The organism is Bacillus sp. FSL R5-0512, from assembly GCF_038593295.1.
GTDB lineage: Bacteria > Bacillota > Bacilli > Bacillales > Bacillaceae > Bacillus > Bacillus safensis.
The window spans coordinates 2,043,308-2,067,873 of record NZ_CP151982.1; the positions used below are offsets into that span (position 1 = coordinate 2,043,308).

Consider the following 24,566-nt stretch of genomic DNA (forward strand, 5'->3'; position numbering starts at 1 on the left):
ACTACCCTAGTCTCATTCTCATCTTCTCTAAGCTTGCAATGCCGTTTACACCTGTGTGTAAACTTCGGCTGTTCATATCGTATTATAATTCCTTGTTTTTTGTCAACTGTAAATCAGGGCGAAGCGTCACAGCTTCTTCCAAGTATACATGCTGTATGTCTTCCTGCTTTGTATCTGTCTGGACAGTCATTAAGACACGAATACATTGCTTTAAACCGCCATCAATGTCCAGTTCCTGCATACAAGTAACCGGTACATATGTCCATCCTTCAAATTGACGAAGTGCTTTTGCCGGAAAAACGGAGTGAATATCTTGTGTAGCTGAAATCAAGATCTGCACGACACGTTCTGGATCTACTTGGTTTCTTGAAATGATCGCTTCTAGCAGCTGTTTCGTTTTATTTAACACTTCTGTTTCTGTATCTTCTATCACAGTTGTAGCCCCACGTATCCCGCGAAACATCATAGACATCCCTCCTCCCGTTTCCATTCTTCGAGCCAGTAGTGCAGCTCATCTTTTGTGAAAGACTGTAAGGTGACGTCTCCAACCTGTTTTAATAAAACAAATTGAACACTGCCGCCTCTTGCTTTTTTATCACCAATCATCCGGTCAACAAATGTTTTCGTGGAAATATCTTTTGTGACTTTGACCGGGAAACCGAGCTCTTTCATCCACTCTTTTAGTTCCAAACGATTAAGGCTGAGTCCTAGCTGCTTTTCACTCACATACAGCGCAAACTGCATGCCGATTGCAATGGCATCTCCGTGCGTGATGGCGCCGTATCCATACTCTGCTTCAATGGCATGCCCTAGTGTATGGCCTAAATTCAAAAATGCACGCACACCTTGTTCTTTTTCATCTTCTTGAACAATTGACGCTTTGACTTGAATGCCTTGATACAGCATATGTGCCAGCTCGCTTTTTGATAAATCCGGCAAAGAACGAATGGACATCAGTTCTGATAAAAAGTCTTCACTTGAAATCAGTGCATGTTTGATGACTTCTGCAAAGCCTGATCTTCGTTCAATTTGAGATAAAGTCTCAAGCATACTAGTATCATAGATCACAGCTTTCGGCTGATGAAACGCACCGATTAAATTTTTACCGAGCGGATGGTTGATCCCTGTTTTCCCGCCAACTGCACTATCATGTGCCAGCAGCGTCGTCGGCACTTGGATAAAATCAATGCCTCTCATATAAGTGGCAGCAGCAAAGCCAGCCAAATCTCCAATCACGCCTCCTCCCAGCGCAATGATGCAGGAGGAACGATCAAGCTGAAATTGAATGGCTTTCGTATGAATATGCTCAAATTCGGCAAAGGATTTTGACTGCTCTCCGCTTGGCACAACCACTTTGTTCACAGGCCACTTCTGCTGAAGTAAGCGAACCATCTCATCCCCATAAATGGCATCAACAGCTGCATCTGTGACGATTAAGAGCTTCGTATAGGAATGCCCAGTGGAAGTTATCAAGTCGACGATATTGCGTTTAATCCCATCACCGATAAATACAGGATAAGTGGCTGAAGACGTCTTAACTTCCAGTGTTTTCATTAAAATTCCCTCTGAAGCTGGCGCATTTTCTCAACATTTTCTTTAATGCGGTCGATTTGGTCAAGGCCAAACTGCTCCACAACTGCATTGGCAATTTCCCATGCAACGACTGCTTCTGCAACAACACTTGCAGCAGGAACAGCACAGCTGTCAGATCGTTCAATACTTGCAGAGAAAGGTTCTTTTGTTTCAATGTCAACGCTTTGAAGCGGCTTATAAAGCGTTGGGATTGGTTTCATAACCCCTCTTACGACAATTGGCATACCGGTTGACATTCCGCCTTCAAGACCACCTAGGCGATTTGTTTTTCTCGTATAGCCCTTTTCTTCATCCCAGATGATTTCATCATGGACCTCACTGCCGTTTTTAGAGGCTGCCTCGAAGCCAATACCGAATTCAACCCCTTTAAAAGCGTTGATACTAAGTACAGCGCCCGCAAGCTTGCTGTCCAATTTACGGTCGTAATGAACATAGCTGCCAACCCCAACCGGCATCCCTTCAACGATGACTTCAACAATTCCGCCAATTGAATCGCCGTTTTTCTTCGCTTCATCAATTGCATCCATCATTTTCTGACCTGCTTCACTGTCATAGCAGCGAACAGGTGATTCTTCTGTTACCTTCTGCAAATCTTCAATAGACTCATATGCTGTATGAGCTGCTTTCACTCCGCCAATTTCAAGAACGTGGCCAGCTACTTTAATCCCTAGATGTGCCAAGATTTGTTTGGCAACTGCGCCTGCTGCTACGCGAACAGTTGTCTCGCGGGCTGATGAACGCTCTAAAACGTTTCTCATATCACGGTGTCCATATTTGATCGCCCCATTTAAATCCGCATGTCCTGGTCTTGGACGGGAGATTTGACGCTTCATTTCACTTTCTTCTTCTTCCGTGATCGGCTCTGCCCCCATCACCTTTGTCCAATGCTTCCAGTCGTTGTTTTCAACAACAAGTGCGATTGGTGAACCTAATGTTCTCCCGTGGCGAACACCACTTAACACTTTCGCCTGGTCTTTTTCAATCTGCATTCTTCTTCCGCGGCCATGACCTTTTTGTCTTCTAGCCAATTCATAATTGATGTCATCCTGCTCTATGTAAAGTCCCGCTGGAACTCCTTCAATAATTGTGGTCAGTTGTGGACCATGTGATTCACCTGCTGTTAAGTACCTCATGACTCAATCTCCCTTCATCGCATTAACGCTTTTAAGTAAAAATATAATAACACACTTGCTACTAAAAAGTCAGCTACATACCCTTCTTTTGATAAAAGAAAGTATCAGCAGATGTCAGTCCAAACTTTTCTGGGTGAAAAATTTGCTCTGTAGAACCAACAAATAATACGCCATTTTGTTTTAAACTGCTGCTCATTTTTAAGTAAATTTCTTCTTTTGCCTCTTCAGTAAAGTAAATCAGTACATTTCGGCAGACGATGAGGTCAAGCTGTTTTTCATATGGATCTGCTAAAAGGTTGTGCTTCTTAAATTGAATATGCTTTCGAACCTCATCCTTCACAATGTAAAATGAAGAATCTCCTTTTGTGAAATATTTTTGCTTGATATGATCTGGCACCTCTTGCAGAGAGCGTTCATGATATCTGCCTTTTTGAGCTGACTGCAGAACTTTATCATCAATATCAGTGGCAATAATTTGGAAGTCTTTCACAAGAGGATGGCTTGACAGCAGCATGGAGAGTGTATATGGCTCCTCTCCTGTCGAACATGCTGCACTCCAAATCTTTAAGGTGCCGCCATTTTTCGAAAGCAGCGGCAGAATTTTTTGATCAAGTACTTCCCAGCGCTGATAGTTTCGGTAAAATTCTGACACATTTATCGTCATGCGGTCCATCGTCTCATCTAATAATGCTCTGTCCTTTTCAAGCGCGGCCGCGAATGCTTCAAAATCTCTATATCCTTTTTTATCATAAAGTGATGTTAATCTCCGTTTCATTTGTGCTTCTTTATATAAATTCAGATCAACCCCGGTTAGTTTTTTCCATTTTCCAACAAAAACTTGATATGGATCCATCAATGTCCTCTCCTGTCTCATCTATCTTTGTCCTAGTATAGCTGTTTTTATCGAAAATTTGTATCTTCTCATGCGAAATTTCGTGCAGAAAGTTCAATATAAAAAAAAGCCAAAGTGCCCATTAGATGAACACCTTGGCTTGAATCTTAATAAATCCAGCTTGAGATGGTTTGATCCCAGCTTGTGAGTTCTTCTTGTTTGAAGAATAAGTTAATTTCTCTTTCAGCACTTTCTGGTGAGTCAGACCCATGGATAATGTTTTTCCCAACAGTCAATCCATAGTCTCCTCTTATTGTTCCTGGAAGCGCTTCCTTTGGATTTGTTTTGCCGATAATCTGTCTTGTTACGTCTACTACCTGTTCACCTTGCCATACCATTGCAAATACAGGTCCTGACGTAATAAAGTCAACCAATTCCCCGAAAAATGGTTTTTCTTTATGCTCTCCGTAATGTGTTTCTGCTACTTCCTTTGGAATACTCATTAGTTTTGCACCAACAAGCTGAAGCCCCTTTTTTTCGAATCTTGACACAATGTCACCGATTAATTGTCTTTCCACACCATCAGGTTTGACCATAAGAAATGTTTTGTCCATATACGTTTTCCACCCCGTCGTTATGTATGTATAGGCTTACATTGTTACAAAGTGATCGTATCATTTTTTTTTATAATAATCAATTTTTGACAAAAAATTTCACAAAAAAACCAATCAACATCACGTTGATTAGAATTTTCGTTTCCCAATATATTTTGCAATGGAGGCGAGGGACGTTCTCGCTCGTCCTCGAGGAAGTTTGTCGAGCTGTTCAAAAGCTTTTTTCAAATACATTTCACTCACTCGAATCGAGCGGTCAATCGCATCTGTTTGTTTGAGGCTTTCAATGACAGGCTTCAGCTGCTTCTCCGTCGTTTCACTATTGATCAGCTTCAATTGGCCTTCTAGTGTCGGATTTTTCAGTGCATATAAGACTGGGAGTGTGACATTCCCTTGTAAAAGGTCTCCTCCGACAGGCTTGCCCAGCTCTTCTTCAGTTGATGTGAAATCAAGGACATCATCAATGATTTGATAGGACATGCCGACATAGTATCCAAACCAATAGAGGGCTTTATGTGTTTTTTCATCTGTTCCTGCTGCAATGGCGCCTAATTGACAGCTGCCTGCAATAAGCAAGGCTGTTTTTCGTTTGATTCTTCTTAAATATGTACGCAGGTTTTGATCCATATTATATTTATCTTTCACTTGCTCTATCTCACCAAGACAAAGCTCAACAACCATTTTTGACAAAATTTCATGTGCCATTGGGTGATTGATTTTTGTCATGTATTCAAGTGATCTCGCAAACATATAATCCCCTGTGTACATGGCAATTCTGTTATCCCATTTTGCCTTTATGGTTGGTTTGCCTCTTCTCAGCTCTGCATCATCAATGACATCATCGTGAACAAGTGATGCCATATGAATCAGCTCAAGGGCAACGGCAACATATTTAATTTTATTAATGTCATAGTCACCAAACATGCCTGAAAGGAGAACAAAAACGGGGCGGATTCGTTTTCCGCCCGCTTGCAGCAAATGAAGACCTGCTTCACTTAATAATGCATAATCAGAGCGAACGGTTTGTTCAAGCTCTTTTTCAATTATATCGATATCATGATTTAAAAAAGAGATCATTGCTTTTAGTTTCATTATCTTCACCCAAATATCGTTTATTCAAAGCTTCTTTCCGATATGTGTTGCTGCTACACCGCCTGTAAATGGATGATACGAGACATCAGACAACCCGGCCTCTTCGAACAGAGCCGCCAGCTCTTTCATGCCAGGGAACGTTTTGGCTGATTCTTGAAGCCATGAATACTCCTGATAACTTTTGGCAAACAGTTTACCAAAGAGCGGCATAATGTATTTGAAATAGATGTAGTAGCCCTGTTTAAAACCGATCATCTCAGGCTGTGATGTCTCAAGACAGACAACCATTCCGCCAGGCTTCACTACTCTTGTCATTTCCTTTAGCACCGTTAAATAATCAGGAACGTTTCTAAGTCCAAAACCGATGGTGACATAATCAAATGAGTTGTCCTCAAAAGGAAGCTCCATCGCATTGCCATGAAGCAATTCAATTTGTTTGTAGCCCCCAGTCTTCACCTTCGTTTCTCCAACACTCAGCATATTTTTGCTAAAATCAAGGCCTTTGACCTCACCTTTTTCTCCAACAGCATCTGCAAGCGCAATTGTCCAATCGGCTGTTCCGCAGCATACATCTAATGCTTTAGAGCCTTTTTGCACATTCATAAGTTTCATTGTTTTATCGCGCCATTTTTTATGCTGTTTAAAGCTGATGACAGAGTTCATTTGATCGTAGTTTTTATAAATTTTTTCAAATACACCGTGTACTCGCTGTTCTTTTGATTGCTGCATGACTTACCCTTCTTCCACTTTCTGATGGTACGCAGGCTCATTTTTCATATGATCCAAGCGATTTAATAGCTCTTTTTGAACGACCGGAGATGACACAAGATGCTCCTTGATCGGTCGTTTGGCCTTTTCATAGCCTTCATTCTCAAAATTGTCAAAACATGAATAGGCGTCCGTATAACGATCGTTCAAAAAAAGTTTTAAATGTTTGTCATTTTCTGCTTGTTTCATGAAGCGTTTATAAACAAGAAAACGACTTGCAATCTCATTCCAATGCGTTAATTGAAAGTGCTCAGAAATCCTTTGGAAAAGCGCAGATTCAACTGTAGCTACACTTTTGTAAAAGTGCGCTGCATCTTGAATGGACCGGTCATACAGTCTAATTTTATGTTCATTGATCTCTTTGATCGCCGTAGCGAGCGTGCGGATCATATAAATGTCTTTCATGTCAGAGAGAAGAGAATAATAGAGACCACTGAAATAGTCTCCTGCCAGGATGGTCAGCTGACGATTTTTGAATTCGTCTTGCTTGATGGCTGCAGCAGTTGTGACTTCGTCATGGGTATCAAGGGCAATTTGCACAAGCATCGCCGTTAAAATATAATTTTCTTTTTTCTCTGCATCAATTTGAGCTTCTTCAAACATTGCATGAAAAAGAAGGAGCTTATCTTCATCGATGAGTGGTGCGCGTAAATGCTTCGCCAAATAAGGATGAGAAAGCTTTTTATTTAATTTTATATTTAGATTAGATAAAATTCCGTAGATGTCTTGCAAAGATATCACCCTTGTCCCAAAAATTACAGTTTCATATGTAGACCTGCACATTGTATAGAGATTTATTATACCATATCAGCTCTCACTTTTATGCTATCAAGTGCTACAAGTTCTTTATTTCTTTGCTTCGCTTTGAATTTCGCCGAAGCTTGTTTGAATGACAGCATCGCCTCTTACTTTGATCGCTGACGTATGCTCAGTAAATTGTGCAATGATCACTTCACCTTTATCGAGTTTCTCGGAATGGTGAAATCTTGTATCAGAGCCTCTTGTTAGGCCGATGACGTTTACACCATTATCAATGGCTTTAATCACCACAAAATCAGATGCTTTATTTTCACTCATTTTGTTCACCTTCCATCTATTGAATTAGTCGTTTTTAATAAAGGAAAGCACTTCTGCTCTTGCGGCTGCATCATTTGCAAATGTGCCGCGGACGGCTGAGGTCACTGTTTTAGCGCCTGGCTTTTTCACTCCGCGCATCGTCATACACATATGCTCTGCTTCAACGACAATCATCACGCCATGCGGATTAAGTGTTTCCACCATACTATCTGCAATCGTTGATGTAATGCGTTCCTGAAGCTGCGGGCGTTTTGCCACGGCTTCTACAGCTCTTGCCAGCTTACTAAGTCCCGTTACTTTTCCTCCGCGCGGAATATAAGCGACATGGGCTTTCCCGTAGAAAGGCACAAGGTGGTGTTCACACATTGAATGGAAAGCAATATCTTTTACAAGGACGAGTTCTTCGTGGTCTTCGCCAAAAATGGTTTTAAAATGTTCTTTTGGATCTTCATTTAATCCCGAGAACACTTCTTCATACATTTTTGCGACTCGTTTTGGGGTATCAAGAAGTCCTTCACGATCCGGATCTTCTCCGATTGCTTTTAATATATCGCGTACTGCGTGTTCGATTAATTCTTTATTTATTTCACTCATGTATTATATCCTCCAAAGGCGATTACATTTCATTCAGATTCTAGCACACTTCAGATCCTAAAAGCAAAGGAGAGCGTTCTAAACGAACCTTTTGATTCAAAAGGAAAAGCCCCTTATGAAAGGGGCTTTTCTAGACCAGTGTGAAACTGTATATGTATAACTCCTTCAACAGGATCATTACACATAACGATTATTTACCTGCCACCGCGTCTTTAAGTGCTTTACCTGGTTTGAAAGCAGGTACTTTGCTTGCAGGGATTTCGATCTCTGCACCAGTTTGTGGGTTACGTCCTTTACGAGCTGAACGCTCACGTACTTCAAAGTTACCAAAACCAATAAGTTGGATTTTGTCACCATTTTTAAGTGCATCTAAAATTGTATCAAAAACAGAATCAACTGCTTTTGTCGCGTCTTTTTTAGATAACTCGCTTGCTTCAGCAACCGCGTTAATAAGTTCTGTCTTGTTCATGCCTTTCACCTCCTCCCAAAAATATGCATTCAGTAGATTGTTATCATTTCTTCACAATTCATCTTCTTTCTATACCCTTTTTCAGAAAAAAAGAGCGTCTAGAAAGCGTTATACATGGCTTTTCATTAGAAAACATCTCTTTGAAGGAATGTTTGTCCAACAAAGTGAAGATTTTCTGTAAGTAGATTAACACATATGAAATACCATATCAAGCATTTTAAAGGGAAGAATCCTTATTCGTCAAGGATTAAGGGCACTTTTGCGAACGAATATTCCTAATTTCAGCCTGAATCTGACTAATCTTTATACAATTGTCTTTTTATGACTCATTCTACACGCAAAAAAAAGACCCCATCAATGAGAGGTCTCACTTGCTATAAAATAATCGCAATCAAACCGCCTGATCCTTCGTTGATGATTCTTTCAAGTGTTTCCTTCAGCTTATATCTTGCGTTTTCCGGCATGAGAGACAGCTTTGCTTGAATGCCTTCTCTGACAAGGGAGCTGAGGGAGCGGCCAAATATATCTGAATTCCAAATCGAAAGCGGATCATCTTCAAAATCTTGCATTAAGTAGCGGACGAGCTCTTCACTTTGTTTTTCTGTTCCGATAATCGGTGCAAATTCACTCTCTACATCTACTTTGATCATATGAATAGATGGAGCGACCGCTTTTAATCTCACACCGAATCTTGATCCCTGCCTAATGATTTCTGGCTCATCTAAACTCATATCGGACAACGCTGGCGCTGCAATCCCGTAACCAGTCTGCTTCACCATTTTCAATGCGTCTGATACTTGATCATATTCTGTCTTAGCATGAGCAAAATCTTGCATCAGCTCTAGAAGATGGTCTTTTCCTCTAATTTCTACACCAACCACTTCTTTTAAAATATGATCATATAGATCATCTGGCGCATACAGGTCAATCTCTGCAATCCCCTGACCCATTTCAATTCCTGCTAAACCCGCTCTTTCGATAAAATCAAATTCACTGAATTGACCAACGACACGGTCGACATCTCTTAATCTTTTAATATCCTTTACAGTTTCCTTTACTGAATCCTGATAGCTTTCTCTCAGCCAGTGATCTTCTTTTAGCACCATCACCCAGCTTGGCAGGTTCACATTCACCTCTAGGACTGGGAATTCATATAATGCTTCACGAAGAACGCTGAGTACGTCTTGCTCTCTCATACTCTCTACGCTCATGGCGAGTACTGGAATATCATACTTTTGGCTAAGTTCCTGCCGGAGCGCTTCTGTTTCAGGATGATATGGCCTCACAGAGTTGATGACCATAATAAACGGCTTTCCAACCTCTTTGAGTTCATCAATCACACGTTCTTCAGATTCAATATAATCATGTCTTGGAATTTCTCCAATGGAACCATCTGTTGTAATCACTACACCTATTGTTGAATGCTCTTGAATGACCTTGCGTGTACCAATTTCCGCTGCTTCATGAAACGGAATTGGCTCTTCATACCACGGCGTATTGATCATTCTTGGGCCATTTTCATCTTCATACCCGCGCGCACCAGGGACAGTGTATCCCACACAATCGACAAGCCTGATGTTGACATCAAGACCGTCACTCACGTGAATTGATGCGGCTTGATTCGGTACAAATTTAGGCTCTGTGGTCATAATGGTTTTTCCTGCTGCGCTTTGCGGCAATTCATCCTGTGCTCTTGCACGATCTGCCTCATTATTGATATTCGGGAGCACCACGAGCTCCATAAACTTTTTAATAAACGTAGATTTCCCTGTACGAACAGCGCCAACGACTCCTAAATATATATCGCCTCCTGTTCGTTCAGCGATATCCTTGAAAATATCGACTTTTTCCAAGTGATCCCCTCCCGGACTTGCTATCCTCGTTTTCAAATGAAATACTCTATTCTTCAATCAAACTGTGCTTGAAAGGTGTCTGGACAATATATGTGTATGACGTTGTCCTATTTGAATATGACACCTTTTTGTTTTGAGAGTATGTTTAGCCATAAAAAAACCTTTCTCCTCATTTATATGCAGAGGAAAAAGGTTCATTCTTGTTTATGACGTCTTTTTTTCTAAAAAGGCAGGCTCACCTTTTTTGTTGATGGTATATGGGACAGAAAACGCGGGTACAAACGGGGTTTCCTGCCAATATACATCCTGAATGTTTTCACCTGGTTTCAGCTTTTGCTTCGTATTCTTCAAAATATGAGCAAAATCACTGCGGTAGTCCACATAGATGTCACCGTTTGATGAAATCAGTAATGGGAGGGAATTCCCTGTCACAGGACTTATCACCGCAGGCGGCGATTTTAATCCTAGTTTTTTTTCATTTAACGTATATAAATTGGCTGATACGACTTTGCCGTATGGCGGATATGTATGTTCATCTTGATACACCTTGATTCTAAGCCGTAATTCATTGATGGTCTGCGTCATTTTGACATCAAGCAGTTTCACAGTGGGTTTCTTTTCGACGTCTGTGAGGACATAAATATATTCGCCCCCGCCTTCATAAGATGTAGACGGTACATCGTGTAAATATCTTGGTGACAAGCGCTTAAAGTCGATGACATATTTCTGATAAACCGGCGTGTCTGCTTCTTTTGTTTCTATAGGCAGAAGACCATTTGTTGCTTTTTGAAATTCCTCAATCGCTGTCTGTACACTTTGCAGCTGCTCTTCGTATGGCACCCGGTTCTCAGCTTTGCGATTCTCTGGATACAGACATCCTGTTAATAAAATAAGTGCTAACAGCGTGACACTGACTTTTGCTTTGATCATCACATTCTTCCTTTTTCTTTATTCATTAACCGGTCCGCTAATGACAACTAAAAACACAATGATACCTGATATCAGCATCAAGCTGTACGCAACGGTCGAGGCCGTTATTTTAAGAAATTTGCTTTTCAGCTTAAACCTGCTGAAATAAATGGTTACTACGGCTAAAAACATGAGCCCCATTGAACCAAGCGCAAACCACATCTTGATTAAAGCAAAACTCATCGTGCCTGTCCCCCTTCAAAACGAACGAATTGTAAGCGTTTATATTTCATTTTAAACCAAAAATAAGGTAAATATCAATCATTTTTCCAATCATTCAGAAAAAAGCGCATAAAAAAACTGAAGCAAAGAGGGGGACTCTGCTTCAGTCATTGGATCGACTATTTTCCTCATTCTGTAGAGGCAAAGCTCTATTCAAACTTCATTGCTATGTTATGCAAGTCTTCCCCTTCTTGCATCCTCTACATGCCTAAGTTCAGTCTTTCCTTTTATTTTGTTTGGTTTTCAAACATGTTCACAAGGTCTTCCATCTCATGTGTTTTCACACGTGCCATCAACGATTCTACAGCATCGTCAACCTTTTTCCCTTCAAACAGGACGCCGTAAAGAGCCTCTGTAATCGGCATGCTGACCTTGTATTCTTTTGAGAGCTGATAAGCGCCTTTTGTTGTGCGGACGCCTTCGACAACCATGCCCATTTTTTCAAGCACTTCTTCGAGCTTGTATCCTTTACCGAGTAAATTCCCGCAGCGCCAGTTACGCGAATGAACACTTGTACATGTCACGATCAAATCACCAACGCCTGTTAATCCGGCAAATGTAAGGGGATTCCCTCCCATTTTCGTGCCAAGACGTGCGATTTCAGCAAGTCCTCTAGTGATAAGCGCCGCTTTTGCATTGTCACCATATCCAAGTCCGTCTGTGATACCAGCCGCAAGAGCAATGATATTTTTCAATGCGCCGCCAATTTCCACCCCAATCACATCAGGGTTGGTGTACACTCTAAAATGATTGTTCATGAACAAATCTTGAACAAATTGAGCTGCTTCAATGTTTTCTGACGAGACAGTGACAGTTGTCGGATGACGCAGACCTACTTCTTCTGCATGACTCGGCCCTGATAGGACAACGACAGCCTCTCTTTTCTCAGATGGAACTTCTTGTTCAATCATTTGAGAAATTCTAAGAAGTGTATCTGGTTCAATTCCCTTACTGACATGGACAAATGGCACCTTCGATGAGATCAGCTCATTTGCCTGCTTCAATACCTCACGAATGGCCTTTGTTGGCACAGCGACAATAACCGCCTCTGTCCCCTCTAAAGCCTGCTTCATATCGGTTGTCGCCTGAATAGACGCTGGCAGTTCGACATTTGGCAAGTAATCATGATTTTCATGTTTCTCATTGATTTGATCTATGAGCTCTTGTCTATGTCCCCACATGTGTACATCATGATGATTATCAGCTAATACAAGCGCAAGAGCTGTTCCCCAGCTGCCTGCTCCAAGTACTGAAATTTTCTTCATCCTGCTCACCCTTTTTATTTTCTCGCTCTCGCAAATATTTTAATCGGTGTTCCTTCAAAACCAAATGCATCTCGAATGCGGTTTTCTAGGAAACGCTCATAAGAAAAGTGCATAAGCTCTGGATCGTTGACAAACACAACGAAGGACGGAGGCTTAATGGCCACCTGTGTTGCATAGTAAATCTTTAGGCGCTGTCCGTTATGGGTCGGCGTTGGATTCATCGCCACCGCATCCATGATGATATCATTTAAAATATTGGTTTGAACGCGCATTGCATGGTTTTCGCTTGCTGTGATAATAGACGGCATTAATGTATGAATTCTCTTTTTCGTAAGAGCAGACATAAACAAGACAGGTGCATAATCAAGGAACTGAAAATGCTCGCGGATGTTTTGCTCAAATTCCTTCATCGTGCGCTCATCTTTTTCAACAGCATCCCATTTGTTCACAATGATGACAACAGCTTTACCAGCTTCGTGTGCATAGCCCGCAATTCGTTTATCCTGCTCAATAATGCCTTCCTCGCCGTCAAGTACAACAGCGACAACATCAGAGCGGTCAATGGCTTTTAATGCACGAAGTACACTGTATTTCTCTGTTGTTTCATATACTTTCCCTTTTTTCCTCATACCTGCTGTATCGACAATGACAAAGTCACGCTGATTGTACGTAAACATCGTATCGACAGCATCTCTTGTTGTACCAGCAATGTTGCTGACAATGACGCGGTCTTCTCCGAGCATCGCATTCACTAAAGAAGATTTCCCTACATTCGGGCGGCCAATTAAGCAAAACTGAACAACTTCTTCAGCATATTGCGTATCCGGTAAGTTCTTAAAGTGTTCTGCCACTGCATCAAGCAGATCACCAAGACCTAATCCGTGCGTTCCAGAAATCGGAAACGGCTCGCCAAATCCGAGTGCATAAAAGTCATACACATCGCTTCTCATTTCAGGGTTGTCCAGTTTATTGACAGCAAGTACAACTGGCTTTTTCGTACGATATAAAATTTTTGCGACTTCTTCATCCGCAGATGTCACGCCATCTCGGCCATTCACCATAAAGATAATGACATCCGCTTCATCCATTGCGATTTCTGCCTGATGGCGAATTTGCGCCAAGAATGGCTCATCTCCAATATCAATTCCACCAGTATCTATTAAATTAAAGTCATAATTTAACCATTCAGCAGAGCTATAGATTCGATCTCTTGTTACACCAGGTGTGTCTTCTACAATCGATATTCTTTCGCCTGCGATTCGATTAAAAATTGTAGATTTTCCAACGTTGGGCCTTCCAACAATGGCTACGACAGGTTTACCCATAGTACCCTTCCTTTCAATCCAGCCGCGATTCAATATGTTCATCATCATGTTTCAACCGGGATTTATAATTTTCATTCAGATTTATGAAATAAACCCTTCAAACATGAAGGGTTCAACTTATATATTATATCAATTTTTAATCAGACCACAATGAATAACTTAAAAATGTTTGACAATCAAGTAAAGATCTTCTCCAATGCCGTGTGCAATTCCATCTAAAATGGCCTCTAAATTCATGGCATACATGTCGAGCTCTTCTTTATTTTCACAGAAAAAAACCGCTGTTCCGCCAATGACCCGCTCTTTATTAGTTGTTGCCACAGCCAATATAAATTGTTCAATGGTGTTCGCCATGCCCTATTACCTCACTTTCTTTTTAATGAAATCTGTCGGCATTCTTATAGCATTTTCTAAAATAGGCACCTCTTCTAATACACGTACAGCCAAATCTTCACGCTGCCATTGCGGTAAAATGAACACACCAAGTGTACCGGTATTCAGATCACGTTTTGCTAGCGGACAGAGCGATGGTTCACCAGAATCGCGGTACACGCCAAGCACGTTCGATAAATCAAATAAAATGGCTTGCCGCTGTCCAAGGTTAGCAATCGTTGTAGCAGAGTTGAAATTTTTCGGCGTCAAAATAAAGCCCATCCCATGCTCTAAAATGAGCTTTTGCTTTTCAGGCAGCCCGATATTCATAATGTATATATCATTCACATAAAGCCCTGCCCCATCAAAGCGAAGTTCCCCTTTTTGAATGCTGACGATATCCTTTAATTGACTGCCTGACATTAATAGCTTTGCCATGAAAAAACAAAGAATACCGACTACTGTTCCAACAACAAGCGAGAAGAAAATACAGGCTGTCGTTGTAATAAGTGCAGTGAGAATGGCAATATAATTTCGACTTTCAAAGGCAATGGCAATGCCTTCTATATATGTACTGCCTCGTGAGACAAGCTCATACGAATCCATTTGGGTTAACGTATTTCTTTCCATATTTCGGACATCTCGAAATTGTGTGGCTGCCAAAGTGAGAAAGGTAATCGCTGTAAATTCCTCCTGAATTAGTGCAGGCATAATGATCGCACCTAATCCTGACGCAATAAAACCAAGTGCAATGTGAATCACTTGTCCATGAATATACGTCGGGTATTGCCGGTAATCCGTTCTTAACATGTAAAGTCTGGCCGCCATCCCAAAGATGACACCAATAATCACAGGAAACGTATAGTCTGTCATGTTGATTTTGCAGCCCCTTTTACTGATTTTCTTGATGAACGGGCGTTTAAGAGCTTTTCAAGCTGATCGACACCTAATAGGAAGACCGCTCCTTGTACAACGAAGGAAAGAAAAGAGAGATCCCCTAGGACAATTGATGATGTGAGGCGGTGAATCGTCAGCGCATAAAGGGCTTCGCCGAGACATACTGACATCATCCATAAGGTGATTCTTTCCGTTAACGGCTGTCCATATGTCATACACATTAAGATCAGCAGGGCAAATACGACCCAATCCACCTTTATTATCGTGAACCAAACAGGGTCATATAATGCAAACATCATAAAAAAGGCATACGCGCTCACCATCGAGCCCAATTGCATGATTCTCATCATTCGGTAACTAGGCCTATATATGACGAAAGCAGCACATGCATATAAAAAAGTCATCAAGAATCCCGCATTGATGCTCATATCTAAAACGGATATCATGATATGACTGAATATAATATGGACAAGTACACAGATGCCCAGCACGCTGCGCCACAAACTTTTTTCCATGATAAATGTCACCATAATCCAAACGAACCATATAGACCAATAATAGTACAAAGCCTCCAACGCCTCATCACCTCAATTACATTATGGGAAAATCTCCAATTTTTAAACATGCGGATCGTTACCGGCTCTGTATGAAATAAACAAGAGGTGACACCCTAATAACCTGAGGAGGGATACATGATGGGAAAAGATAGACAGGAAAAACGTTTAAAGGCGTCAAAAAGAGTGGAATCTGACCGCGATCAATCCATTCATCATAAAGGTGCAACAGCATTAGAAGGTCCAGAAAGCGCTCGAAAAAGAAATCAATAAAAAAAGGCATGTGATAATCACATGCCTTAGATTTATTGACAAAGGGCTAAAATGTTCTTTATTTTGGATCTTTGTCTTCTTTTCAGCGTGATAGAAAACCTTTGCAGCCCTAGGAAGGGCGAGTACCGGGGCGGAGCGAATTTGGCATTCGTGAGCACCGGCACGCAGGACTGACACCGAATGCGAGGGTTTGTCTACGCGCTGAGGCATGTGATATCACATGCCTCTCTGACTATAGTACGTTGTGTCAACGCCTCTTTCTTTGAGCCAATGACTTGTTTCCCCTGAGATCACAACTTGAGCCTGTCTCAGTTCTTCAATCGTCTTCACTCCAAGCACTGTCATCATCATCTTGATATCTTCTTGAAGTTCCATGATATCTGCGATGAGGCCGCTTTCTCCTCCACTGGTCAATGATTTCAAGAAAAATCCAGCTAGACCAGCAGCAGATGCGCCAAGAGCCATTGATTTGGTTACATCAAGAGCATCTTGAATACCTCCGGAGGCTAAAATCGTTTGATTCTGAAAGGCTGTATGTACTTCAGCAAGACTCGCTGCAGTTGGAATTCCCCATTGATCAAAATAACGAAGTGCTTTTTGGCGTCGGAGATTTTCAATCTTGGAGAAGTTCGTTCCACCAAATCCGCCTACATCAACGGCTGCAACCCCAGCATGAAATAACTTTCCTGCCGTCTCCTTGCTCATGCCAAACCCGACTTCTTTTACAACAACAGGCACACCAACAGATTCAACGATCGCTGCAATCCGCTCAAGCGCCCCTCTGAAATCGCGATCGCCTTCAGGCATGACAATCTCTTGGATGACATTCAGATGAATTTGGAGCATATTTGCCTCGAGCATGTTGACTGCTTCTTGAGCTTGCTTCATTGTCGCTTCACTGCCTAAATTCGCAAAGACAATTCCATCCGGATTGACTTTACGAACGACTTCATATGTTCGTCTTTCTTCTTTATCTTTCAGTGCAGCCATTTGTGATCCAACTGCTACTGGGATATTGGTCTCCTTCGCTGCGATCGATAAAGAGCGGTTGATCTCATAGGTGGACTCTCCGCCTCCGCCAGTCATTGCATTGATAAAAATTGGCGAACCGAAAGTCAGTCCGCCAATTGTCGTTTGTGTATCAATTTGTGATGTCGCAAGATCTGGTAAACTGGCGTGAACGAAGGAAACATCATCTAAACCTGTTGCTGCATGCTGGCCAGTGGACAACGCATGCTCAATATGCTGCTTCTTTCTTTCTGCTCGCGTCAATTTTGATCACCAAATTATTTTAGTTTATTGAGTTTATCGCCGATCAGATCACCAAGCTGGAATCCGCTTGTGTTTTCTTCTTTCGCCTGATATTGACGATAATCCTCTTCGATTTGTTTTTCAGGATTTTCTTCTAAATCACGGATGCTTAGTGAGATGCGCTCTTCGTCTTCATTCACATCAAGCACTTTCACTTTCACAGTCTGCCCTTCTTCAAGGACTTCTTGCGGCGTGCCGATATGTTTATGAGAGATTTGGGAAATATGCACAAGTCCTTCTACACCTGGCAGAATTTCAACAAATGCACCAAAGCTCACAAGACGTTGAACGGTTCCTTCAAGCACATCACCTTGTTTTACCTTTTCACCAATTTGGCTCCAAGGTCCTGGTAATGTTTCTTTAATAGATAGTGAGATACGTTCGTTATCACGATCAACAGCAAGTACTTTGACCTTGACTTCCTGTCCTTCTTCTACTACGTCAGATGGCTTTTCAACATGCGCATGGGATAGTTGAGAAATGTGAACTAATCCGTCAATGCCGCCAATGTCAACAAATGCACCAAAATCAGTAAGCCGCTGCACTTTACCATCAATCACACTGCCTACTTCAAGCTTTTGCAGGAAGTCTTGCTTTTTGTCTAATTGCTCTTGCTCAACGACTGCACGGTGCGAGAGAATCACGCGATTTTTTTCGCGGTCAAGTTCTACCACGACTAGTGAGAGTGTTTTCCCTTTGTAATCTGTGAAGTCTTCTACATAGTGTGCTTCTACAAGAGATGCAGGAATAAATCCGCGCACACCAATGTCAACGACAAGACCACCTTTTACAACGTCTTTTACTTCAGCTTCAAATACTTCTTTTGTTTCAAACTTTTTCTCTAGGTCTTCCCAAGCGCGGTCTGCATCAACAGCACGTTTAGATAAAATCAAAGCATCGTCTTCGACCTTTGTTACTTTAAGCTCTAACTCGTCGCCATCTTTCACGACATCTGATGCTTTTTCAACGTGAAGACTTGATAATTCACTGATTGGGATGATACCAGGTTGTTTCACATTGACGATATCTACATTGACATGCTTGTCCTCAACTTTAGAAACAATCCCTTTCACTACATCTCCAACCTCTGGTACCTGAACATCGATTTGATTCATTTCCTCTGTCATTTCGATAACCTCCTTGGTCCAAACCTACACAGCTTAGTTAAAACGACTGGGCGAATATGTGTCTTAAGCATGATGATTGCCAGCCGAATATGTATTATAGAAACATTCAAATCAATATAATTGCTTGAATGATCAATAAAAATAGTATTAGTATAAACTTCTAATAAAAGATCTTGTTTGTCAAGAGATAAACCTCTAACTTATAAAAGTTTTCTAAAATTTCTTACTGTTTCTCCACGCGGTCTGCTGCATCTAAAATTTTCCCTGCCACCTCTTGAATAGAAAGGGAAGTGGTGTCAATTTCAATGGCGTCATCCGCTTTCTTCAAAGGTGAAACTTCGCGCTCAGAATCAAGCTTATCGCGTCTTGCAATCTCTTCGATCAACTGATCGTAATTGACATCGTAGCCTTTTTTCTGATTCTCTTCAAAGCGGCGTTTTGCTCTTTCTTCTACTGATGCAAGCAAGAAAATTTTCACTTCAGCATCTGGAAGTACATGAGTACCTATGTCTCTTCCGTCCATAACGACGCCGCCTCGTTTGCCAAGCTCTTGCTGCCTGCGGACCATTTCTTCCCGAACAGCTCTGTGCTTTGCAACAACCGATACCTGGTTGCTTACGCGGTCTGTGCGAATATCCTCTGTGACATCCGTATTGTTTAGATGGACTTTTTGACCCTCGTCTGTTGTTACTAGTTCAATGACCGTTTTTTTCAGTAATGAATCAAGTGCCTGTTCGTCTTCAAGGTCTACACCTTGATTGAGTGCCGCAAGTGTAATCGCGCGGTACATAGCACCTGTATCAATATAAATATATGATTTTTTGGCTGCGACAATTTTTGCCACAGTGCTTTTGCCTGCTGCTGCAGGACCGTCAATTGCTATAGATAATTTCTTTTTCATAATACCTCTCCTTGATTGAATCTCCCTTATAAATTGTAACACGATCACCGCTCAAACGGGGGAATTTTCTATCAATCCTTCTGCTTAAACGTTTCAATCCATTCTTCAATACTCATGTTATTCACACCCTCATACTGCACGACTTTTGACAAAAAAAGCTCTCCTTTCGTCAAATGAAGTGTAATCTGAACAGTTAGCAATAAAACAAGCTGAATGAGCACCACTTTCAATAACCATCTTTCCATTGTCTTCATACAAAAAGCCTCCACGCTAGATTCTTCCCTCTCTAGTATGGAAGCTTTTTACACCCTTTATTCTTATGCTTTTTTCACACGTGTTAAAAGCTGCTGCTGGAAGCAGTATTTCATGATGTGCTGCTGGTGATCATTTGTGATCTCTGAAAACTCCATGATCGCTCTTGTTTTGCCAGACTGTTCATCTTGATATACTCGATTCATCTCTGCAACCGCTTTTATTTTCACGGGCTCTTTTAGGGGAAGTTCAAACTCTGTGACCACTTCTCCATATTCTTTCAATGACACGCCCTCAGGAACAGAAATTGCTACGCCGCCAGCACTCATATTCACAATAAACGTTTCAAAGGCCTCTTCATCCGTTTGCATAATGGTGGCTTTGACCATCGTATCCACTCTCAGATATTCTCTTCGCTGAAGCCGAATCATTTTTTCTTTTGGCGGAATGGAAATAACAATCATCGGGATATCTTCTTTTCTCTTTCCGATGACTTCGCTTGTACATTTGTATGGAATTTGGTCTTCGTCAAAAAAGAAGACGGTGATTTCTGTTTGCTGGTTTAAGTAGATGGTGCGTCCCGTTTCTTTATCAGCTGGATAATTAATGCAAATATCATCGTTATTATTTTCCAAAACCTTCGATTTTGCTGTTTTCACTTCTTTGTTCTCATTGACATATTCAATTGTGATTGCATCCCCTATTTGTAACATTCCTCATCACTCTTTTCATCTGTGAAATCGTATCCTCTCCTATATTAAACCATGTCTAAAACAAAAGGAAAAGACTTATTAGCCTTTTCCTTGTTTCCTTTTCTATAGGTCTTTATATATAGGTTCTGCGTTTTTTAGTTTATCTACTCGTTCTTCTTTTCCAGTATCTGCATTAATGAACATGCGATACGTATCGTTTTTTATCGTTCCGAGGAACTCATAGCACAGAACTTCCTCTGACATATCATTTTGCACAATCGCTAAATGAGTATCTTCGATCTTTACATGCTGATTTAATGTTTTCTTCGCTTCTTTTTGCGAGATTTTAGGTGATTTAATGTCACGTGTTTTATGATTCGTTAAATAATCCTTCGCTGAAAACCCAACAACCTCACCATCGTCCAATGCGACTTTCATGCGTATGCTATCTGGATAAAGCAGAACATTTTTCTGAAGAGGAACATAGGTAAATACACCGATATTATCAAATTGTGCACTTTCATCTAAATGGAACGATTCTGTATCAAACCCTTGCTTCTTTAAAAAGCTGAGTGCTTTTTCTGATGCATCATTTAAACTGATTTTCTGTTTTTTCACGTCACGATTCTGAAGAAGGTAAACTGGGTGTCCTCCTTTTTCAGTTAAGTCTAAATAAAAGTTTGCATGGCTGTCTGGATCAGACATCGATAAGCTGTACACGTCGCGATTGGTTTTGCTGCCGCTTTTTCTCACTTTAAAATGTTGATTATGGTCAGGTGTGAATTGCTGTGCAATGCGGATCGCTTCTTTTTTTGAAATCTTATCGCCTTTTAAATGATTGTATCCTTGTGTTTCTTTTTCTGTGGACACATTTGTAGGCCCAAGATCGACATCTGCAAATGCATCTGCATTTCTCTCGACTGTTTTCAGCCCGTCAATGATGGTGTTGTCGTTCTTTCGATCGCCGTCAGCGAGCGCCATTTCAACATCCATCCATTTTAAGTTTTTATTAAGTACGAGGTGCTGCACTTGTCTAAGTTCGTTTTGGATATCTGACGCTTGATTATATAGAGCTGTAATGGTTTTGTGTGTATCTTTATTTAATGGTTCATCTGATAAAGATTTGACTGATGATTTGTAGCTAAAGTCTCCGACATTCGCCAGAAATTCTTCCGTTTTATTAAAAGGCATCAATGTAAGCGGGAGCTGGCTGACATTGTTATGCGCTTCTGATGACATTCTCCATACATCTGCAAGTGCTGGTGAGATGGATGTTTGGCTGTTCATCGCAAGTGTTGCGCCCAGTTTGTCATGCAGCTGATCCACCTGATACGTTAAATCGTGGAAGGCTCTTTGGTAGTTGTTCTCAGCATGAAGCAGGACGGCGTCTTTTTCTTGATGTTCTTTATAGCCCCAGTAACCTGTTGAGATGACAGCAATTCCTAAAATAGCAATCAATATTCCTCTGATCATTTATTTACACCCCTTTTTATTCGCAGAATATATGTTTCCCGATTCGTTTAATTTGTGGTCTTCCCCAAATCCATGGACTTGTTGCTGTATCAGGATTAAAGTAATAGATGGCGCTCTCAGATGGATCCCAGCCATTGATTGCATCAAATACAGCTTTTTTTGCCGTTTCATCTGGCGTCATATAAAATTGCCCATCTGCTACAGCAGTAAACGCAAGCGGTTCAAAAATGACTCCTGCGATCGTATTTGGAAAGGTCGGATTGTTCAAGCGGTTTAAGATAACGGACGCGATGGCCACCTGTCCTTCATACGGCTCACCTCTTGCTTCACTGTAAACAGCTTGCGACAAGAGCTGAATGTCATTACTAGAAAAACCACCAGGCATGTTGGCTGCTGTTTGTTTTGGTGTTTGATTTCCCTGCTGACTGCCTGACTGATTGCCGGACTTCCCAGATGATCCACTTTGACTTTTTTGATTTTCTTTTGTACCTTGGGCTGTCTTTTTTTGCGAGCTTTTTTGCGCAGGAGCCTTTGTTTGCTGATCAAGAGGCTTTCCGCCATAATGGGTAAACTGGTTCCCTTGCTGCAGCTGTTTTTGAACAAACTCTTTGTAGTATTTCGTCTTTTGAACTAATAAGTTTTTTGTTTTCTCACCTACAAGTCCATCGACCTTCTTCATGCCAAATTGGTTTTGAAAGTTGCGAACGGCCCAGTACGTCCCCCAGCCATAGACGCCATCGATTTTGCCATTGTAAAACCCATTGTATTGGAGCCGCGCTTGCAGCTCGACTACATCTTCTCCTGTTGCCCCGCGCTGGATGACTTGGCCGGTGAATGCTTCACTTTTACTGGCTGTCAAAAGTGAAGACGCAAGAAGAACGATTGAGAAGATAAGAACAATTTGTTTCATGAAACGAGCTTTATCCATATTTGATCCTCCTGTACTTTTGATGTTTGAATATATGTTTCTTCCGATCCCTATTTTTATACATTCAACACAGGAGAGAATTGGATGGAAAAGACAAAAAAACGCCCTATAAACAAATAGGACGTTTTCCAAATTAAATTTGCACCATTTTTACCGCACGGGCTTTTTTTGCTTTCCTTAAACCAAACCACCATAAAAAAATCATGAACGGCACCATGATATATCCCCAGTTTTTCATCCCTAATAGAATGAAATCATACAGGCCGTGAAACAGCACAGGGAGCGTTAAAGAAAGGATCAGCCATTTGCGCTGCTCTTTTTTATCAGAGAAGCGGGCTTTTCCGATATAAAATCCCATCACAACACCAAATAATGCGTGACTTGATACAGGTAATAAAGCACGGGTAAACGCATATTCGACCCCGTGGCCGACTAAGTAAAGGATATTTTCAAGTGTTGCAAAACCAAGTGAGACACTCGTTCCATACACAATTCCGTCATAGTGTTCGTCAAACTGGGCATGTGCATAAACGCTGACCATTAAAATAAACCATTTTAATGATTCCTCTAAAAAGCCCGACGTCACAAATGAAATCAAGATAGGATTTGTTGCAATATTTTCCTCTTGAAGGACATATTGAATAAACATGGTTGGAAACACAAGTATGACACCTAGCATAAAAGATCTGATGACCATGTGAACCGGCTCATTGTCGTACTGATCTTTCAAATAAAAATAACTTAAAAGTGCGATGCCGGGAGCTAAACCTGCTGAGATGATTGCGATCATAACCAGACCTCTTTCCCTACATTATCCTTCATTATCGTACCATGATTTACCCTTTTTTTATATGACTCGGGCCCATTTTTCTAAAAATACCTTTCTATATAATCCCAATTTATAAAAAAAAGAACCGAACCCCTTTGAAGGATTCAGTTCTTTTTTTATCCGTTAATTCTTTTTTTGATTTCTTCTGCAATGAGTCCGCCATGAAATCTTCCATTTTCGATAAAAATTTCATTGGCATTATTTCCAGCTGCAATGACTCCTGCAATGAAAATGCCTTCAACATTCGTTTCCATCGTCTCTTCATCAAATGCTGGACGGCCTGATTCTTGGTCAATCGTGACACCCATTTTTTCTAAGAAAGAATGATCTGGGTGATAGCCAGTCATGGCAAATACATAGTCACTTTTCACTCGATCCGTTTGATTTTGCTGGTTTGTGAAGATCACATCTTCTTCTGTGATTTCTTTCACCTGCGCACCAAACTCCATTCGAATCGTTCCATTACGGACAAGCGCTTCAAACTCTGGTAAAATCCAAGGCTTGATGCTGGATGAATATTCGGTTCCTCTATACAGCACAGTGACTCTGCTTCCGCATTTCACAAGTTCTAACGCAGCATCAACACTGGAGTTCTTCCCGCCGATCACCGTCACATCTTTATCAAAATATGGATGTCCTTCTTTAAAATAGTGATATACGTGGGGAAGGTCTTCTCCTTTGACGTTCATATAGTTTGGATGATCATAGTAGCCAGTCGCAATGACGACGTAATCACATGCATAGTCGTCTTTTGATGTATTCACCGTAAAACGGCCATCTTGTTTCGTCACGGCGTTTACTTTTTCAAAAGCATGCACACGCAGTTTTTTTCGTCTGACGACCTCTCGGTAATAGGAAAGCGCCTGAATACGAACGGGCTTACGGTTTTCAGTAATAAAAGCAACATCACCGATTTCAAGCTTTTCACTTGTACTAAAAAAGGTTTGATGTGTTGGGTAATGATAAATACTGTTCACGACATTCCCCTTTTCAATCACAAGTGCATCAATCCCAATTTGCTTGAATGCAATGGCAGCTGATAACCCGCATGGGCCGCCTCCTATTATGATCGCTTTTTCTTGTTTCATTTGTTCCACTCCTGTCATTTCACTGCAATAACAATTGCTGGGCTGTTTGATTCTTTGTTCCAT

General features: G+C 41.2%; 29 protein-coding genes. 1 reads left to right on the plus strand and 28 read right to left on the minus strand.

All coding sequences use genetic code 11. The features are described from left to right. Nucleotides 1–82 precede the first annotated feature (82 nt). From aroH to NSQ25_RS10440, 19 genes are all read right to left on the minus strand, one after another. Nucleotides 83–466 carry a chorismate mutase gene (aroH, locus tag NSQ25_RS10350; RefSeq protein WP_024422804.1) on the minus strand — a complete coding sequence of 128 codons (384 nt, stop codon included), beginning with the start codon at nucleotides 464–466 and terminating at the stop codon, nucleotides 83–85. Continuing rightward, complete coding sequence (gene aroB / locus NSQ25_RS10355; protein WP_326136258.1) at nucleotides 463–1,554, minus strand: 3-dehydroquinate synthase; 1,092 nt, start codon at nucleotides 1,552–1,554, stop codon at nucleotides 463–465. The genes aroH and aroB overlap by 4 nt, the downstream gene beginning before the upstream one ends. Then, the gene (gene aroC, locus NSQ25_RS10360) at nucleotides 1,554–2,726 is read right to left on the minus strand and encodes a chorismate synthase (protein ID WP_024422806.1); all 1,173 of its coding nucleotides are present in this window, start codon (nucleotides 2,724–2,726) and stop codon (nucleotides 1,554–1,556) included. Before aroC ends, aroB begins: the two co-directional genes overlap by 1 nt. A gap of 73 nt (nucleotides 2,727–2,799) precedes the next feature. Further along, nucleotides 2,800–3,579 carry a protein-glutamate O-methyltransferase CheR gene (locus NSQ25_RS10365; protein ID WP_326136257.1) on the minus strand — a complete coding sequence of 260 codons (780 nt, stop codon included), beginning with the start codon at nucleotides 3,577–3,579 and terminating at the stop codon, nucleotides 2,800–2,802. A 146-nt stretch (nucleotides 3,580–3,725) separates the two neighbouring features. Beyond that, nucleotides 3,726–4,172 carry a nucleoside-diphosphate kinase gene (ndk, locus tag NSQ25_RS10370; protein WP_024422808.1) on the minus strand — a complete coding sequence of 149 codons (447 nt, stop codon included), beginning with the start codon at nucleotides 4,170–4,172 and terminating at the stop codon, nucleotides 3,726–3,728. Nucleotides 4,173–4,301: 129 nt separating this feature from the next. After that, nucleotides 4,302–5,264: a heptaprenyl diphosphate synthase component II gene (gene hepT, locus NSQ25_RS10375; protein ID WP_061109294.1), complete on the minus strand. Its 963-nt coding sequence runs from the start codon at nucleotides 5,262–5,264 to the stop codon at nucleotides 4,302–4,304. A gap of 24 nt (nucleotides 5,265–5,288) precedes the next feature. Beyond that, nucleotides 5,289–5,993 (minus strand): demethylmenaquinone methyltransferase, encoded by a 705-nt coding sequence (locus tag NSQ25_RS10380; protein ID WP_024422810.1) that lies wholly within the window; start codon nucleotides 5,991–5,993, stop codon nucleotides 5,289–5,291. A gap of 3 nt (nucleotides 5,994–5,996) precedes the next feature. Further along, nucleotides 5,997–6,764 carry a heptaprenyl diphosphate synthase component 1 gene (locus NSQ25_RS10385; RefSeq protein WP_061109295.1) on the minus strand — a complete coding sequence of 256 codons (768 nt, stop codon included), beginning with the start codon at nucleotides 6,762–6,764 and terminating at the stop codon, nucleotides 5,997–5,999. Nucleotides 6,765–6,878: 114 nt separating this feature from the next. Next, nucleotides 6,879–7,109 carry a trp RNA-binding attenuation protein MtrB gene (mtrB, locus tag NSQ25_RS10390; RefSeq protein WP_008344541.1) on the minus strand — a complete coding sequence of 77 codons (231 nt, stop codon included), beginning with the start codon at nucleotides 7,107–7,109 and terminating at the stop codon, nucleotides 6,879–6,881. 24 nt (nucleotides 7,110–7,133) lie between these two features. Continuing rightward, entirely contained in the window at nucleotides 7,134–7,703 is a 570-nt protein-coding gene (gene folE, locus NSQ25_RS10395; RefSeq protein ID WP_003215789.1) for a GTP cyclohydrolase I FolE, read from the minus strand. Between the two features lie 190 nt (nucleotides 7,704–7,893). Next, on the minus strand, nucleotides 7,894–8,172 hold the full coding sequence (gene hbs, locus NSQ25_RS10400) for a non-specific DNA-binding protein Hbs (RefSeq protein WP_003215863.1): 279 nt from the start codon (nucleotides 8,170–8,172) through the stop codon (nucleotides 7,894–7,896). A 374-nt stretch (nucleotides 8,173–8,546) separates the two neighbouring features. After that, the gene (gene spoIVA / locus NSQ25_RS10405) at nucleotides 8,547–10,025 is read right to left on the minus strand and encodes a stage IV sporulation protein A (RefSeq protein ID WP_008344534.1); all 1,479 of its coding nucleotides are present in this window, start codon (nucleotides 10,023–10,025) and stop codon (nucleotides 8,547–8,549) included. 204 nt (nucleotides 10,026–10,229) lie between these two features. Next, nucleotides 10,230–10,955, minus strand: coding sequence for a hypothetical protein (locus NSQ25_RS10410; RefSeq protein ID WP_041117833.1), 726 nt, complete (start codon nucleotides 10,953–10,955; stop codon nucleotides 10,230–10,232). An 18-nt stretch (nucleotides 10,956–10,973) separates the two neighbouring features. Then, a complete protein-coding gene (locus tag NSQ25_RS10415; RefSeq protein WP_041117835.1) occupies nucleotides 10,974–11,177 on the minus strand; it encodes a DUF2768 domain-containing protein in 204 nt (67 codons plus the stop codon). 266 nt (nucleotides 11,178–11,443) lie between these two features. Further along, nucleotides 11,444–12,481 (minus strand): NAD(P)H-dependent glycerol-3-phosphate dehydrogenase, encoded by a 1,038-nt coding sequence (locus NSQ25_RS10420; RefSeq protein ID WP_024428086.1) that lies wholly within the window; start codon nucleotides 12,479–12,481, stop codon nucleotides 11,444–11,446. Between the two features lie 14 nt (nucleotides 12,482–12,495). After that, complete coding sequence (gene der, locus NSQ25_RS10425) at nucleotides 12,496–13,806, minus strand: ribosome biogenesis GTPase Der (protein ID WP_034280419.1); 1,311 nt, start codon at nucleotides 13,804–13,806, stop codon at nucleotides 12,496–12,498. 159 nt (nucleotides 13,807–13,965) lie between these two features. Continuing rightward, nucleotides 13,966–14,160, minus strand: a complete 195-nt coding sequence (locus NSQ25_RS10430) for a hypothetical protein (RefSeq protein WP_008344527.1) — start codon at nucleotides 14,158–14,160, stop codon at nucleotides 13,966–13,968. A 6-nt stretch (nucleotides 14,161–14,166) separates the two neighbouring features. After that, entirely contained in the window at nucleotides 14,167–15,051 is an 885-nt protein-coding gene (locus NSQ25_RS10435) for a YIEGIA family protein (protein ID WP_024422816.1), read from the minus strand. After that, entirely contained in the window at nucleotides 15,048–15,590 is a 543-nt protein-coding gene (locus tag NSQ25_RS10440; RefSeq protein ID WP_034280415.1) for a hypothetical protein, read from the minus strand. The genes NSQ25_RS10435 and NSQ25_RS10440 overlap by 4 nt, the downstream gene beginning before the upstream one ends. 180 nt (nucleotides 15,591–15,770) lie before the next feature. On the opposite strand from NSQ25_RS10440, the gene NSQ25_RS10445 reads away from it, so the two are divergent. After that, nucleotides 15,771–15,902, plus strand: coding sequence for a YpzI family protein (locus NSQ25_RS10445; RefSeq protein ID WP_064497540.1), 132 nt, complete (start codon nucleotides 15,771–15,773; stop codon nucleotides 15,900–15,902). 216 nt (nucleotides 15,903–16,118) lie between these two features. On the opposite strand, the gene fni is transcribed toward NSQ25_RS10445, so the two are convergent. The 9 genes from fni to NSQ25_RS10490 form a co-directional block, all read right to left on the minus strand. Next, the gene (fni, locus tag NSQ25_RS10450; RefSeq protein WP_065214679.1) at nucleotides 16,119–17,174 is read right to left on the minus strand and encodes a type 2 isopentenyl-diphosphate Delta-isomerase; all 1,056 of its coding nucleotides are present in this window, start codon (nucleotides 17,172–17,174) and stop codon (nucleotides 16,119–16,121) included. A gap of 14 nt (nucleotides 17,175–17,188) precedes the next feature. After that, nucleotides 17,189–18,340, minus strand: a complete 1,152-nt coding sequence (gene rpsA, locus NSQ25_RS10455) for a 30S ribosomal protein S1 (RefSeq protein WP_024422818.1) — start codon at nucleotides 18,338–18,340, stop codon at nucleotides 17,189–17,191. Nucleotides 18,341–18,563: 223 nt separating this feature from the next. Further along, entirely contained in the window at nucleotides 18,564–19,241 is a 678-nt protein-coding gene (cmk, locus tag NSQ25_RS10460) for a (d)CMP kinase (protein ID WP_024428083.1), read from the minus strand. Nucleotides 19,242–19,312: 71 nt separating this feature from the next. Next, nucleotides 19,313–19,495 (minus strand): DUF5359 family protein, encoded by a 183-nt coding sequence (locus NSQ25_RS10465; RefSeq protein WP_024422820.1) that lies wholly within the window; start codon nucleotides 19,493–19,495, stop codon nucleotides 19,313–19,315. A gap of 63 nt (nucleotides 19,496–19,558) precedes the next feature. Continuing rightward, nucleotides 19,559–20,206, minus strand: coding sequence for a flagellar brake domain-containing protein (locus NSQ25_RS10470; RefSeq protein WP_081124544.1), 648 nt, complete (start codon nucleotides 20,204–20,206; stop codon nucleotides 19,559–19,561). Between the two features lie 102 nt (nucleotides 20,207–20,308). Further along, complete coding sequence (ypeB, locus tag NSQ25_RS10475) at nucleotides 20,309–21,658, minus strand: germination protein YpeB (protein ID WP_046311625.1); 1,350 nt, start codon at nucleotides 21,656–21,658, stop codon at nucleotides 20,309–20,311. A gap of 16 nt (nucleotides 21,659–21,674) precedes the next feature. Further along, complete coding sequence (gene sleB, locus NSQ25_RS10480; protein ID WP_034280405.1) at nucleotides 21,675–22,586, minus strand: spore cortex-lytic enzyme; 912 nt, start codon at nucleotides 22,584–22,586, stop codon at nucleotides 21,675–21,677. A gap of 133 nt (nucleotides 22,587–22,719) precedes the next feature. Then, nucleotides 22,720–23,376 carry a glutamic-type intramembrane protease PrsW gene (prsW, locus tag NSQ25_RS10485; protein WP_024422824.1) on the minus strand — a complete coding sequence of 219 codons (657 nt, stop codon included), beginning with the start codon at nucleotides 23,374–23,376 and terminating at the stop codon, nucleotides 22,720–22,722. Between the two features lie 155 nt (nucleotides 23,377–23,531). After that, a complete protein-coding gene (locus NSQ25_RS10490) occupies nucleotides 23,532–24,503 on the minus strand; it encodes a YpdA family putative bacillithiol disulfide reductase (RefSeq protein ID WP_034280402.1) in 972 nt (323 codons plus the stop codon). Nucleotides 24,504–24,566 lie beyond the last annotated feature (63 nt).

Bases quoted from the DNA above. Each gene is read 5' to 3' on its own strand.
- NSQ25_RS10380 (WP_024422810.1), bottom strand. From the start codon at position 5,993: ATGCAGCAATCAAAAGAACAGCGAGTACACGGTGTATTTGAAAAAATT.
- hbs (WP_003215863.1), bottom strand. From the start codon at position 8,172: ATGAACAAGACAGAACTTATTAACGCGGTTGCTGAAGCAAGCGAGTTA.
- aroB (WP_326136258.1), bottom strand. From the start codon at position 1,554: ATGAAAACACTGGAAGTTAAGACGTCTTCAGCCACTTATCCTGTATTT.
- ypeB (WP_046311625.1), bottom strand. From the start codon at position 21,658: ATGATCAGAGGAATATTGATTGCTATTTTAGGAATTGCTGTCATCTCA.
- rpsA (WP_024422818.1), bottom strand. From the start codon at position 18,340: ATGACAGAGGAAATGAATCAAATCGATGTTCAGGTACCAGAGGTTGGA.
- NSQ25_RS10365 (WP_326136257.1), bottom strand. From the start codon at position 3,579: ATGGATCCATATCAAGTTTTTGTTGGAAAATGGAAAAAACTAACCGGG.
- hepT (WP_061109294.1), bottom strand. From the start codon at position 5,264: ATGAAACTAAAAGCAATGATCTCTTTTTTAAATCATGATATCGATATA.
- NSQ25_RS10440 (WP_034280415.1), bottom strand. From the start codon at position 15,590: ATGGAAAAAAGTTTGTGGCGCAGCGTGCTGGGCATCTGTGTACTTGTC.
- NSQ25_RS10435 (WP_024422816.1), bottom strand. From the start codon at position 15,051: ATGACAGACTATACGTTTCCTGTGATTATTGGTGTCATCTTTGGGATG.
- prsW (WP_024422824.1), bottom strand. From the start codon at position 23,376: ATGATCGCAATCATCTCAGCAGGTTTAGCTCCCGGCATCGCACTTTTA.
- aroC (WP_024422806.1), bottom strand. From the start codon at position 2,726: ATGAGGTACTTAACAGCAGGTGAATCACATGGTCCACAACTGACCACA.
- mtrB (WP_008344541.1), bottom strand. From the start codon at position 7,109: ATGAGTGAAAATAAAGCATCTGATTTTGTGGTGATTAAAGCCATTGAT.
- folE (WP_003215789.1), bottom strand. From the start codon at position 7,703: ATGAGTGAAATAAATAAAGAATTAATCGAACACGCAGTACGCGATATA.
- aroH (WP_024422804.1), bottom strand. From the start codon at position 466: ATGATGTTTCGCGGGATACGTGGGGCTACAACTGTGATAGAAGATACA.
- NSQ25_RS10470 (WP_081124544.1), bottom strand. From the start codon at position 20,206: ATGTTACAAATAGGGGATGCAATCACAATTGAATATGTCAATGAGAAC.
- NSQ25_RS10430 (WP_008344527.1), bottom strand. From the start codon at position 14,160: ATGGCGAACACCATTGAACAATTTATATTGGCTGTGGCAACAACTAAT.
- NSQ25_RS10420 (WP_024428086.1), bottom strand. From the start codon at position 12,481: ATGAAGAAAATTTCAGTACTTGGAGCAGGCAGCTGGGGAACAGCTCTT.
- cmk (WP_024428083.1), bottom strand. From the start codon at position 19,241: ATGAAAAAGAAATTATCTATAGCAATTGACGGTCCTGCAGCAGCAGGC.
- der (WP_034280419.1), bottom strand. From the start codon at position 13,806: ATGGGTAAACCTGTCGTAGCCATTGTTGGAAGGCCCAACGTTGGAAAA.
- NSQ25_RS10415 (WP_041117835.1), bottom strand. From the start codon at position 11,177: ATGAGTTTTGCTTTAATCAAGATGTGGTTTGCGCTTGGTTCAATGGGG.
- NSQ25_RS10465 (WP_024422820.1), bottom strand. From the start codon at position 19,495: ATGAAGACAATGGAAAGATGGTTATTGAAAGTGGTGCTCATTCAGCTT.
- NSQ25_RS10445 (WP_064497540.1), top strand. From the start codon at position 15,771: ATGGGAAAAGATAGACAGGAAAAACGTTTAAAGGCGTCAAAAAGAGTG.
- NSQ25_RS10490 (WP_034280402.1), bottom strand. From the start codon at position 24,503: ATGAAACAAGAAAAAGCGATCATAATAGGAGGCGGCCCATGCGGGTTA.
- NSQ25_RS10410 (WP_041117833.1), bottom strand. From the start codon at position 10,955: ATGATCAAAGCAAAAGTCAGTGTCACGCTGTTAGCACTTATTTTATTA.
- sleB (WP_034280405.1), bottom strand. From the start codon at position 22,586: ATGGATAAAGCTCGTTTCATGAAACAAATTGTTCTTATCTTCTCAATC.
- ndk (WP_024422808.1), bottom strand. From the start codon at position 4,172: ATGGACAAAACATTTCTTATGGTCAAACCTGATGGTGTGGAAAGACAA.